Annotated in this window: 13 protein-coding genes; 7 read left to right on the forward strand and 6 right to left on the reverse strand. The window is 63.7% G+C overall.

What is annotated here, in order from left to right; all coding sequences use genetic code 11:
* Positions 1 to 72 precede the first annotated feature (72 nt).
* Complete coding sequence (locus G6N68_RS13805; RefSeq protein ID WP_460688071.1) at positions 73 to 1,353, forward strand: competence/damage-inducible protein A; 1,281 nt, start codon at positions 73 to 75, stop codon at positions 1,351 to 1,353.
* A gap of 7 nt (positions 1,354 to 1,360) precedes the next feature.
* Here the strand turns inward: G6N68_RS13805 and G6N68_RS13810 are convergent, their stop codons facing one another.
* Entirely contained in the window at positions 1,361 to 2,557 is a 1,197-nt protein-coding gene (locus tag G6N68_RS13810; protein WP_371871697.1) for an MFS transporter, read from the reverse strand.
* 135 nt (positions 2,558 to 2,692) lie between these two features.
* Here G6N68_RS13810 and G6N68_RS13815 point away from each other — a divergent pair, with 135 nt between their 5' ends.
* The 3 genes from G6N68_RS13815 to G6N68_RS13825 all read left to right on the forward strand — a co-directional run bounded on the left by G6N68_RS13815 (position 2,693) and on the right by G6N68_RS13825 (position 5,003).
* Positions 2,693 to 3,760, forward strand: a complete 1,068-nt coding sequence (locus tag G6N68_RS13815; protein WP_163713028.1) for an amidohydrolase family protein — start codon at positions 2,693 to 2,695, stop codon at positions 3,758 to 3,760.
* A 26-nt stretch (positions 3,761 to 3,786) separates the two neighbouring features.
* Positions 3,787 to 4,185: a phage holin family protein gene (locus tag G6N68_RS13820; protein WP_163713031.1), complete on the forward strand. Its 399-nt coding sequence runs from the start codon at positions 3,787 to 3,789 to the stop codon at positions 4,183 to 4,185.
* Between the two features lie 386 nt (positions 4,186 to 4,571).
* Entirely contained in the window at positions 4,572 to 5,003 is a 432-nt protein-coding gene (locus G6N68_RS13825; protein ID WP_163713035.1) for an anti-sigma factor antagonist, read from the forward strand.
* Positions 5,004 to 5,015: 12 nt separating this feature from the next.
* Here G6N68_RS13825 and G6N68_RS13830 read toward each other — a convergent pair whose 3' ends face one another.
* The gene (locus G6N68_RS13830) at positions 5,016 to 5,981 is read right to left on the reverse strand and encodes an FAD-dependent oxidoreductase (protein ID WP_163713038.1); all 966 of its coding nucleotides are present in this window, start codon (positions 5,979 to 5,981) and stop codon (positions 5,016 to 5,018) included.
* Between the two features lie 19 nt (positions 5,982 to 6,000).
* Positions 6,001 to 6,486, reverse strand: coding sequence for an Rv1352/Rv1906c domain-containing protein (locus tag G6N68_RS13835; protein ID WP_163713042.1), 486 nt, complete (start codon positions 6,484 to 6,486; stop codon positions 6,001 to 6,003).
* Between the two features lie 138 nt (positions 6,487 to 6,624).
* Here G6N68_RS13835 and G6N68_RS13840 point away from each other — a divergent pair, with 138 nt between their 5' ends.
* From G6N68_RS13840 to G6N68_RS13850, 3 genes are all read left to right on the forward strand, one after another.
* Positions 6,625 to 6,945 (forward strand): hypothetical protein, encoded by a 321-nt coding sequence (locus G6N68_RS13840; protein ID WP_163713044.1) that lies wholly within the window; start codon positions 6,625 to 6,627, stop codon positions 6,943 to 6,945.
* A 256-nt stretch (positions 6,946 to 7,201) separates the two neighbouring features.
* Entirely contained in the window at positions 7,202 to 7,891 is a 690-nt protein-coding gene (locus tag G6N68_RS13845) for a hypothetical protein (protein WP_240355745.1), read from the forward strand.
* Positions 7,892 to 7,933: 42 nt separating this feature from the next.
* Entirely contained in the window at positions 7,934 to 9,385 is a 1,452-nt protein-coding gene (locus tag G6N68_RS13850; RefSeq protein WP_163713051.1) for a class I adenylate-forming enzyme family protein, read from the forward strand.
* A 3-nt stretch (positions 9,386 to 9,388) separates the two neighbouring features.
* Here G6N68_RS13850 and G6N68_RS13855 read toward each other — a convergent pair whose 3' ends face one another.
* From G6N68_RS13855 to G6N68_RS13865, 3 genes are all read right to left on the reverse strand, one after another.
* Entirely contained in the window at positions 9,389 to 10,342 is a 954-nt protein-coding gene (locus tag G6N68_RS13855) for an NAD(P)H-dependent flavin oxidoreductase (protein WP_163713053.1), read from the reverse strand.
* Positions 10,343 to 10,400: 58 nt separating this feature from the next.
* Positions 10,401 to 11,024 (reverse strand): TetR/AcrR family transcriptional regulator, encoded by a 624-nt coding sequence (locus tag G6N68_RS13860; protein ID WP_163713056.1) that lies wholly within the window; start codon positions 11,022 to 11,024, stop codon positions 10,401 to 10,403.
* A gap of 195 nt (positions 11,025 to 11,219) precedes the next feature.
* Complete coding sequence (locus tag G6N68_RS13865; RefSeq protein ID WP_163713059.1) at positions 11,220 to 12,326, reverse strand: hypothetical protein; 1,107 nt, start codon at positions 12,324 to 12,326, stop codon at positions 11,220 to 11,222.
* Positions 12,327 to 12,346 lie beyond the last annotated feature (20 nt).

Genomic DNA, 12,346 nt, shown 5'->3' on the forward strand with positions numbered 1-12,346 from the left:
CGCCGGGCTGACGGCGCGAGGTGCCAGGTCCCGACCCCACACCCACCAACCCCAGTAGTTAGGCTCGTGCCGGTGAGCGCACGCGCAGGCATCGTGGTGACCGGAACCGAAGTCCTGACCGGACGAGTTCAGGACCGCAATGGCCCTTGGATCGCCGACAGGCTCCTCGAACTCGGCATCGAACTGGCCCACATCACCATCTGCGGCGACCGGCCCGCCGACATCGAAGCGCAGTTGCGGTTCATGGCCGACCAGGGCGTGGACCTGATCATCACCAGCGGCGGCCTGGGGCCGACGGCCGACGACATGACCGTCGAGGTGGTGGCCCGCTTCTGCGGGCGCGACCTGGTACTGGATGAGGAGCTCGAGCTCAGGATCGCCAACATCCTCAAGAAGTTGATGGGACGCAATCCAGCCTTCGACCCGGGGAACTTCGAGTCGATCCGCGCCGCCAACCGCAAGCAGGCCGTCATCCCCGCGGGCTCGCAGGTCATCGATCCGGTCGGCACCGCGCCGGGCGTGGTCGTGCCCGGCAAGCCCGCCGTCATGGTGCTACCCGGCCCACCGCGCGAGCTACAACCCATGTGGCACAAGGCTATTCAAACACCTGCGGCCCAGGAAGCGATTGCCGGCCGAACGGTCTACCGACAGGACACCATCCGGATGTTCGGGCTGCCCGAGTCCGGGCTCGCCGAGACATTGCGCGGCGCAGAGGCTTCCATACCGGGTTTTGAGGCACTGGAAATCACCACCTGTCTGCGGCGCGCCGAGATCGAAATGGTGACGCGCTACGAGCCCGACGCCGCCGACGTCTACGCCCAACTGACGCAACTGCTGCGCGACAAGCACGGAGATCAGGTCTTCTCGGAAGACGGTGCACAGGTGGACGACATCGTCGCCCAGCTGCTCACCGACCGAAAAATCGCAACGGCGGAATCCTGCACCGCGGGCCTGCTGGCGGCGCGGCTGACCGACCGCCCCGGGTCATCCGACTACGTGATGGGCGGCGTGGTGAGCTACTCCAACCAAGCGAAACAGGAGCTACTCGGTGTCGACCCCGCCCTCATCGAGACACACGGTGCCGTGTCGGAGACGGTAGCGGAAGCCATGGCCGCCGGCGCCCTGCAGCGCTTCGGCGCCGACACCGCCGTAGCGATCACCGGAATCGCCGGACCCGGCGGCGGAACCGAGGAAAAGCCGGTCGGCACAGTCTGTTTCACCGTGAAGTTGGGTGACGGCACTACCGTCACCCGCACCCTGCGGTTGCCCGGGAACCGGTCCGACATCCGCGAGCGCTCCACAACGGTGGCGATGCATCTGCTGCGTCGCACCCTCGCCGGCGATAGCGGATAGCCCGTCCTCACACCACTTTCTCTGCGAGGAAAGAACTTTCGGCAGTGCCGAAGCGAATTCCGGTGGCGTCTTTGCCAATAAGGGTCAAGAACGCAACGACGAGCAACGTGGGCACAATCGTCGCCGCCAACGCGAAGGGGTAACCGTGCGTCTCGGCCAGGTATTCCTGAATCGGTAAATTGAACGCCGCCAACAAGTTGCCGAGTTGGTAAGTCACGCCCGGATACAACCCACGTATCGCATCCGGCGACATCTCGGTCAGATGCGCGGGGATCACACCCCAAGCCCCCTGCACGCACACCTGCATCAGGAACGAGCCCAGGCACAACATCGCCGCGGTACGTGAAAAGGCAAACAGCGGCACGATCGGCAGTGCCAACAACGCGCAGAAAATGATGGTGTAGCGCCGGCTGTATCGCTGCGACAGCGACCCGAATACCAATCCGCCGATGATGGCACCGACGTTGTAAATCACCACGATCCACCGCGCGGTCGTGCTGGACAGCCCGGCACCTTGCTCGGTGGTGGCTTTCAGGAACGTCGGGTAGACGTCCTGGGTGCCGTGGCTCATCCAGTTGAACGCCGTCATCAACAAGACCAGGTAGATGAACCTGCGGATGATCGCGCCCTCGCGCAACACGTCGCGGATTCTGGTCTTGGTCAGTCGCATTCGGTCCTGCGCGGCTTCCCAGACTTCCGACTCCTCCACCCGGTAACGGATGATCAGACTCACGAACGCCGGAATGATGGACAGACCGAACAGCCACCGCCACGACAGCCCCAGCCAATCCATCACCACCAACGATGCGACGGTGGCCAGCAGATAGCCGAACGAATAGCCCTCCTGCAGCAGGCCGGAGAAAAAGCCGCGCCGCTCGACGGGCACTTTTTCCATGGCCAGTGCGGCGCCCAAACCCCACTCTCCGCCCATACCAATGCCATACAGCAAGCGCAAGATCACCAGCACGGTGAAGTTGGGCGCGAACGCACACAGGAACCCGACCACCGAATAGAACATCACGTCGACCATCAGCGGGAGTCGGCGTCCCACCCGGTCGGCCCACAGCCCGAACAGCAACGCACCCACCGGTCGCATCGCCAAGGTGGCCGTCGTCAAGAAGGCGACCTCAGTCCTGCTGCGGTGGAAAGTCTCTGCGATATCGGCATAGACGAGCACCACGATGAAGAAGTCGAAGGCGTCCATCGACCAGCCCAGGAACGCCGCGAGGAACGAGTTGCGCTGGTCGCTGGTCAGCTTCTGTCGTGTCACGTGAGCATCGTGCAGTACTGAGCGCTGGATCGCGAGTCCGGCGCGCCCCCAAGAGTAAGTTCCGAAGATATGCGCATCATCGACGCCGATGGACATGTCGCCGAAAACCCCACGTTCGCCATGGAAGCGCTGAAACGCTGGCCGGATCACGTCAGACTGAGTAACGGCCAACGGCCCCGGTTGATCATCGAAGGACGCAGCTATCCGGAGGATCGAGGTCCCGGTGCCGGCTGCCCGCCCGAGCATGGTTTGACCAAGGCACAAGGGCTCAATTGCGCTACCGCCGAGGGGGTACTCGCCGACGCGGACCGCGATCACATCGACACAATGGTGCTCTATCCCAGCCTCGGGTTGTGCGTACCCAGCATCGAGACCCCGGAGGTCGCCGCGGGATTCGCACGCCTCTACAACGAGTGGATCGCGGACTTCTGCGCACCCACGAACGGCCGGTTACGTGGCGTCGGCGTGACCCCGATCGAACATGGCCAATCGGCAATCGACATCATGACCGAGGCCAAGGAACTCGGCCTCGTGGCAATTCTGGTCCCGCCGGCGCTCAAGACCCGCAACCTCGACCACCCCGATCTCGATCCCTTCTATTCCGCGGCGGTGGAACTCGACATGCCGCTGGGCATCCACGGCGCCCCCGGCATCCACCTGCCGAAGATCGGGGTCGATCGCTTCACCAACTACATCCAGGTGCATTGCATCAGCTTTCCCTTCGACCAGATGACGGCGATGACGGCACTGGTATCCGGTGGCGTCTTTGAGCGCCACCCCCAATTGCGGGTGGCCTTCCTCGAAGCGGGCGCGGGCTGGGTCCCGTTCTTCATCGACCGACTGCACGAGCACTACGAGAAGCGCGGCGACTGGATTGAGCGCGGCTGGCGCCGCGACCCGCACGAATACTTGCGGGACGGCAACATCTACGTGACGTGCGAGCCCGAGGAACCGATCCTGCCGGGCGTGATCGACGTGCTCGGGGCCGAATTCATCATGTTCGCCAGTGATTACCCGCACTGGGATGGCGAGTGGCCGGAGAGCACCAGGCATTTGCGCACGCGGCCAGACATCAGCGAAGAGGCGCGCGAAAAGATCGGTGGCCGCAATGCACAGCAGTTCTACAAGCTGAATTGAATCGGCGCGCGTGGCAGGATCTGCGCATGACGGGTTTCTTGGTGCGTGCGGCATTAACCGGGTTTGCGCTATGGGTAGTCACGCAGTTCGTGTCGGGCCTCCGCTTTGTCGGGGGCGAGACGACGTTGCAGCGGGTCGGGATCATCTTCGTCGTTGCGGTGCTCTTTGGTCTGGTCAACGCGATCATCAAGCCGATCGTGCAGTTCCTGTCAATCCCGCTGTACATCCTGACTCTCGGACTGTTCCACGTCGTCGTCAATGCGTTCATGCTCTGGATCACGGCGCAGATCACCGAGAAGACCACCCATTGGGGCCTCGAGATCGACCACTTCTGGTGGACCGCGATCTGGGCCGCGATCCTGTTGTCGCTGGTGAGTTGGCTGCTGTCGCTGGTGACGCGCCGCGTCAAGCGCGAAGTGCGTTAGTCACCCACGCCTGAGCCAGATCCCGGAAATGTTGCATATTAAGTGAATTGCGAGTTTCTGGCCGTTTGATATTGATCGTGACGATGTGGTCTTGCCGCGTGTAGTCGATACTCACCAGACGCTAGGCCGTTCTACTCTCCGCCGTCGTCGGACTTTGGGAGTCCTAGCGCCGCAGTAGCGCCGCTCAGCCCAAAAATGCCTCGTGGATTCCAGCAAAAATTTTCGTTTGCGACATCCTATGTTGTCAGGCGTGTTGCACATATGCTTACTACGACTGCCTGCTACAGCCGTCAAGACAGGCAGTTCTTTCGGTATGACGACGATCACTTTACGCATCCGACGCCGGCGGCATTGCCCAACTGAACACGACGACGGGACACTGCAGAATGAACAATGTCGCTGTTGGATCATTGCCCGGTCCTGCGAGCGCGCGGCTGAGTTCGCACGTCAGCGAGCCGCACAGCGGGCTGCGTGCGGTCACCGAGTGCACAGGCTCAGCGGTGGTTGTTCAGGTCGGCGGCGACATCGATGCCAGCAATGAGAACGTCTGGCGGCGACTGGTCAGCAGAAGTGCCGCCATTGCCATCGCGCCGGGCCCGTTCATCATCGACCTTCGTGAACTCGAATTCATGGGTTCGTGTGCTTACGCCGTGCTCGCCCAGGAGGCGGTCCGCTGTCGCCGTCGCGGGGTGAGTCTGCGCCTGGTCGCCGGCCAGCCGATCGTGGCGCGCACGATTGCCGCGTGCGGGCTGCGTCGCATCCTGCCCCTGTACTCCTCGGTCGAGAACGCATTGTCCGTCGCCCCCCACGGGCACTGAGCCTCCACACGCTCAGCTGTCAGCGCTGACGAGTCGCACCACCTCTCGCGCACATCCCCATGACAGGGTCACGCCGTCGCCGCCGTGCCCATAGTTGTGAATGCAGCGCGCCGACCCGATGTCTTCACGCTCAACCCGCACCGACGGCCGATCGGGTCGCAGCCCGGTGATCGTTTCGATCACCGTCGCTTGGGCCAGACGGGGTTCGATCCGGTAACAGTCGCGCAGGATCCGCTCGGATACCTCGGGAATTGCAGTGGTGTCCCAACGCCCCGGAATACTGATACCCCCACAAACCACCCGGCTCGGGTGCGGAAAGTAGCAAGTCCACGCCGGACGGCTGGTGAGTTCCACGAACAATTGCGTCAAACCGGGATTGGCGAGGACTATGTGTTGGCCGAAGGCTGGCTGAATTGTCTTGTCGCCCACCAATTCCCGGGCACCTAGCCCAGCACAGTTGACCACAATCGGCGCGACCTCGACTGCCTGCGCTAGTGAGCGCACCGGTTGGATCTCGATATCGCACCCCGACGCGGTCAGCCGTCTCGTCAAGTAGTCGAGATACCGCGGCATGTCGATCATCGGCAGCGTGGCATGAGCACCGGCACCGAAGCCCGATGGCAGCTCGGAAATGGTAGCGGGCCGCAAGTCGGGGATCAGCTCGTCGCCCCGGGACTCGGGGAGGTCGTCGGTCGGGTCATAGACGCTCAGAGCCGGTGCCATGCGCACACCAGAGGTGGGATCGCGGGCCAGCTCGCGGAATTCGCGCAGTGACTCCAACCCCCACGCCAATGTCTTGTCGACGGGTTCGAGCGCACGTGGGCGCCAAACCGCCCCTGCCACCACCGAAGTGGTCTGCAACGGCAAGGCGGCCGTCCATACCCGTACCGGCCAACCCTCCTCGGCCAGACACAGGGCCGACGTCAGCCCGCTGACTCCGGCGCCGATGACGACGATCGGGTGCACTGTGCTGCCCACAATTAGGGACTAGCCACCGTTAGGGCTGCGGTACCTGCATTCCATTAGGGCCGAGCAACCCGTTGAGGGTGCCGAGGTTGATCTGCAGTTGACCACCGGCCACCGGCCCCGGAAGTGCGTTCGGTACCTCGGCGTCAGGGGTGCTCTGCCAGGGCTGGCAACCGTCCGTCTTGAACGCCTTGTCGGTGGGCTCGATACGCACCACCTGCGGCTTCTTGGTCAGAGCATTGTCGATGAGCGCGCCATCGGGGTTGGCGAGTCGCTTCCAGTAGCAGGTGCCGTTGCCGACGGGACCAGCCGAGCTGTAGACGCCGGGCGCGATATCGGTGCCGACCAGGAAAGTGCCGTCGTGGTCGATGGTGGTCTTCGGCGCGGGCGCAGGAGAGGGGGCCGGCGATGGGGTGGGATCCGCGGCGGCGACGCCGGCTGAAGCGACCCATCCGGCAACCAGCAGCACTGCGGTGGCACACCGCGGCACCAAATACCTGTTGGCCTCAAAGCGCATGACCAGCAGTTTACTCGCGCTAACGATTGGCACCGCCGACGCTGGTAGTCGTTTCTGGGTCAACTCAACGGGGAATCCAGATAAAACGCCAGGCCAACGCCCCGACCAAGAGTGGGCACTGGCAGGGGAGGATGCAACATGAAGCTGCTGATTCTAGGTGCGCTGCTCGTCGTGGTGGGCGTGGTGGTGTTCGCGATCGGGTTTGTGCTCTACGCCAATGCCACCGGAGTCGCGCCGGAGCGTCAGACGCCAGATGACAGGACCGGGGTTAAGCGCGCTGCCGCCCGAGTGAAGTGGTCGGATGTCTTTCGCCGTATCCCGAGCAGTCTCACCGTGATCGCCGTCGATGACGATGCAAAGCAATCTGAACGGAGAGCGGCGTTCGGGTCATTAACAGTTCTCGCTGGCCTTTTGACCGTGGGCGCCGGCGCGCTGGCATTGCTGGCCGGACTTCTGTAGCGCTTGTAGCACGGGACCGCGCCAGCACCCGCTGCGTCAGTCCTGTCGCCAGGTTTAGAAAGCCGCGATTGCGGAAATCAAACCTCAACTGCCCCGTCCAGGGTTATTTGACATGCCCTAAAATCGTACCTTTGGTAGCATTTCTGTCTTACACGTGTACAACGGGAATGTTATGATGCTCGTCTAGTGCATACGGCATGCATCGGCGCAACGTTCTGTGTGGGCCCTGTGGGGGAGGTTTCTCGGCGTGTTCTTCATGCACGAAGTACACAAGGTGCGTGGACGCGCCGAGGATGACTTCGAGGCCGCCTTCCGCGAGGGCTGGATGCCCAAACTAGCCGAAGACAACGACGCGCGGTTGCTCTGGTACGCCGACCACGCCCAGGGCAGTGGCCCGGCTTATACGGTCGTCACCATCACGGCCATCCAGAACGGCGCCGCGTGGGAGCGCCTTGTGCGGCGAGTTCAAAACGGTGATCTACACAAGTGGACTCGCCGTGTCGACGAGTATCGGCACGAGGTCGAGGCCAAGCTTCTGATTCCGCTGCCGTGGTCGCCGTTGCAGGAGATTTCGTTCGACGAGGTGCCGGTCGACGGACGGGAACACGAACTGAGCCTGTACATGGAAGACACCATGTGGCCCTACCAGGACAAGTTCGAGGAGTACATCGACCGCTGCGGCGAGGTCTACGCGCGAAGCCTAGAACGGCCGAAGTCCATGCTGACCATGCAGGCCGCATTTCAGCCGGCCCTGGGCAGTCACCAGCGTCGCGAAGTGAGCCTGATGCAGCGCATTCACCGACCGGAGGCGCTGCTCGAATTGCTCCGCACCCATATCGCACCCGAATACCGGGCGCCCGGCACGTGGCTGCATGATGCCCTGGACCTGCGTGACCAGTGGACCAGTCGGCTGTTGCGGACCTCCGCATGGTCACCCTTGTACTAGGCCTGCGTTCGGGTCGCAGTTGGGCCTGTTATTAAGTCCCTTATGAATATCGGCACGATCATCGACAACGCCGCTGCCGACGATCCCGACCGCATCGCACTGATCGTCGACGGGGCGTCCGTCAGTTACGGCGAACTGGGCGCCGCGGTCCGACAGTGCGCAGCGGGGTTGGCCGGGTGCGGGGTTGCGCCCGGAGCCCGCGTCGCGGTTGTCGACGGCGGCAGCGTCCTGTCGATCGCCGCCACATTGGCCGCGGCACGTATCGGCGCCGTTGCGGCGCTGATGAACCCCGCGCTGACCCCGCCGGAGTTGCGAGCGTTGCTGGCCAACGCCGGATGCGTCGACGTCGCGGTGGCGGGAGAGACGTCTATCGACCGAGTCCGCGACGCGGGCGCAGCTACCGTCGTGTCGGCCGCAGACCTCCTGAGTGACCAGCGGATTTCGGCCGCGAACGACGCCGTGGACCCCGTCGCCGACGCCGCCGATCGAGATGCGCTCATCTTGTTCACCAGCGGCACGACCGGCCTGCCCAAGACGGTCGCCATGACCAGCGGACAGCTCAGCACGCGGATGGGGCGAATGTCGCTGCCATTCCACGTGAACACGCCGCCATCGGTAGGCATGATGTGTGTCCCGTACTTCCATGTCGGCGGCGCTCTCGGCATGCTGGGCAGCTTGTACTCGGGCAATACGACGGTGGTACAGAAGCGATTTGACGCAGGGGAGTGGTTGCGGCTGGTGTCCGAGCATCGGGTGATGGGGATGTTCTTGGTGCCGACCATGCTGCAACGGATCCTGGACCACCCCGATTTTGCCCGCACAGATCTCTCGTCGCTGAGGGCCATAGCCTACGGCGCCGCCGCCGCGCCCACCACGCTGGTGCAACGGGCGATGGCGGCGCTGCCAAATGTCGCTTTTGCCAACGTATTCGGCCAGACCGAGACGCTCGGTGCATACACCACGCTGCTACCCGAAGATCATCACGATCCGGCCCGGGCCGGATCGGTGGGACGGCCATTAGCCGGCGTGGAGGTGCGGGTGGTCGATCCGGCCACCGGCCGAGACGTCGGGGTGGACCAGGTGGGCGAATTGTGGGTGCGCATTGCCCAGAACGGGGACTGGTTGCAGACGGGCGACCTCGGCCGCCGCGACGCGGACGGCTACATCTATCCGAGCGGCCGATTGAAAGACACCATCAACCGCGGGGGAGAGAAGTTCGGCCCGATCGAGGTGGAAGAGGCGTTGCGTTCCCATCCGGCGGTCAGTGATGTCGCGGTAGCGGGCATCGCCGACGAGGAGATGGGCCAGCGGGTGGGAGCGGCGGTAGTGGCCAATGCACCAGTGACTTTGGAGGAGTTGCGATCCCATTGCAGGCAACGGATCGCCTATTTCAAGGCACCCGAGCGATTGGCGATCGTCGACGCCATTCCCTATAGCGAGACCGGCAAGGTCAACCGTCTTCGGATCGCGGCACTGATCACCAACAACGCTTAGCCCCTATCGGTTGAGGATGCGTCGGGCGTCCCGAACCATCTCACGGACGAGCTCGGCTGCGGGACGAACGTCGTGGACGAGTCCTACCGCCTCGCCCACCAAGACCGCTGCGACGTTGAAGTCCTCTGCGGCGACGGCCTTTTCATAGCGGCCGATCACCTCTTGTCGCTGCGCCGCCAGTTCGGCATCGTGGCCATGCCATGTCTCGAGGAACGAGTTGCGCAGCGCACGCACGTCATATTCGTCTGGCCAATCCAGCTGGCGGGCAACGTCATAGACACGAGTGCGGAGCGTATCGTCGCCGCTGGCAGCAATGCCGCGTCGCTGGGCTACCGGCGACACCAACGCTTCCGAGCTGGCCCACAACCGCGTGCCGACGAGGACGCCGTCCGCGCCCAGCACCAGTGCGGCCGCCACGCCGCGGCCGTCGGCGACCCCGCCGGCAGCCACCACCGGCGTCTCTGCCGACCGTGCGGCGACGTAGTCGGCCAGGTCGGGCACGAACGTGAAGGTCGAGCGGCCACCCATACCGTGGCCCCCGGCTTCACCGCCCTGAGCCACCAGAATGTCCGCCCCGGCGTCCAGGGCGCGGCCCGCTTGGTCAAGGGTCTGCACCTGAGCGATCAGCGGCACACCAGCAGCGCGGATGGGAGAGGCGAAGGGTTCGAGATCGCCAAAGGACAGCATGACCGCGGCAGGTCGCCGCGCCAATGCCGTGTCGAGCAGCCCGGGATTTTGCGCCAGGCTCCAGGTGATGAACCCGACTCCCACGCGGGCGCCCTCGGCCAGGTCGACCTCCCGCTGCAGCCATTTCGCGTCGCCGTAGCCGGCGCCGATCAATCCCAAGCCGCCGGCTCGGGTCACCTCTGCGGCGAGCCGACCCCCGGAAATCATCGCCATCGGGGCAAGCAGCACCGGAAGTTCAATCCCGAGAGTTTCGGTGAGCCGGGTCTTCATATGAGTTCCTTCGGAGCGGTCATACCTATGTCCGCTGATATCGGTGGAAGGCCCGAAGTTATTCCCGCACCGGAGCGACGGCCAGCGGCGCCAAACCGGACCGCACCAGATCGAGGCTCACGGCGACAAGCTCGCCGAGGTCGTCGGTGCATCCGTTGCGGCCCCAATGCTCAACCGCCACAACGAGAGCCGCGGCGAGGGTGGACCCCGCGACTTCGGCGGCCAGGGCGATATTCGGCAGATCCGAATGCCGCTTCCGGACGAACTCCGTCAGCACCTCCGCGAACGAGGCCTGCACCACGCGCAGGTGGCCGGCAATGCGCTCGGCCGTGATCAACTCCGATCGGGCAGTCGCCGCCTGACGCACCACCTCGATGTCGTGCGGGAACGCGGCGACGCTGGCCAAGACGGCATCAAACAATGGCTCGGATGCCGGCCGCTGGGCAAGGGCCTCGGCTAACCACTCCAACTGCGTTTCGTAGTCCTGAAAGAGCACCGCCTCTTTGGTCGGGAAATGCCGAAAGAAGGTCCGCTCGGTGACACCGGCCTGCTGCGCCAACTCCGTGACGGTCACGTTGACAAATCCCTTGGCGGCAAAGCATTTCAGCGCCGCCTGGCGAAGCGCCTCATGGGTGGATCGGCGACGCAGTTCATGCCGGTTGGTCGGCTTGGGTGCGGTCATGACGCACTGATGCTATCCCAGCTGTGGTGTCAGTACTGGCTCTTGACGGGGGTGGTACAGCGCTCAGCGCCACCCTTGTTCCGTCGTGTCTTCCAGGTACTGTCGCAAGCCGAACGTCTCGACGAGAAGCAGCCAATCCGCCCCCGAAACCGACCAATCCGCAGGCCGATTGATGCGCATCGGCACCTTGTCGCGTCACGAAAACCGATTCACGATGACATCGGTAAGCAGGAATAAGTGATCTTTGCCGGAATAGTCGCGACAACCGATGCTCAACGGCGCCAACCCGGGCAGGTACACCACCAGTACCGGTGAGGTCCACTGCAGGTTTTTCAGGTAGGCGTACGGAAAGAACCGGTAGAACCACATGAAGATGAACGGGCGCAACAGTAGATAGAACTCCGGCACCACGGTTACCTGCGTCAGCCAGGCTGAGGCTTGAACTTCATTCGTGGTCAGGTCAACCACGCGCATCTCGTTTGGCCCCAAGTCAACAGCCAGGCTCGGTTGGTTGGGTGACATGAAAGACTTTGCCATCCGCGACACTCGCCAGGGGGCCCAGAAGGGCTGCACGGATACCATCTCGGGGTTTGGAAACAACGCACAACGAGTCCGTCCGCCCGATTCCGGAGCATTGACCCCCTGCTGGTCCGACGCAAATTCCGCTGTTCCGGACTCTTCGCGGAGGCCGGCGGTGGCGAGGAGCTCGTCGAACTCGGTCGCCCATATCCACGCGTCAACGTCCTTCGTAGGGGCTACCGTGCTTCCGCCCGAAAGGCGGTGGTCCCGTCCGCCAAGGACAAAGCGGTTGGGCCCACACTGCAGGTGAAGCGCGCTACCCATCGACTGCCAGAACGACCACGGGCCCAGCTGCGCATGGCGGAACAAGAAGACCTCTCCCGGCCTGCTACTAACCAGCAGACCGTCGCTCGTGACATCGATGATGATCTTCGATCGTTGACGCTTCCAGTACGAGTACGCCATGCCACCCGAGACAAGCAGCGCGAGCAATAAGAACAGGGGGCGGACGGTAGCGCCGACTATCTCGTAAATCTGCGAGTCCGACTGCGCCGCTTGCGCGCTGATGATGAACATGGGCACAAAGAACAGCGCCAGCCCCGCGTACCCAAGCCACATGGCCTTTTGGCCGTTCCATTTAGAACCCCAAAATGGGAGCGACGCCTCAAATCGGCGCAGCACTATCGGGTGTCCCGAGCCCGCCTGCGGCGGTGGCGCATACCGCGGCCGCTCGGCCAGCTGTTCGAGTTCGGCGATGCGTTGCTCCGGGTCTTGGTGATCCATCAGGAAATACTCCACCCAGA

The organism is Mycobacterium bourgelatii, from assembly GCF_010723575.1.
GTDB lineage: Bacteria > Actinomycetota > Actinomycetes > Mycobacteriales > Mycobacteriaceae > Mycobacterium > Mycobacterium bourgelatii.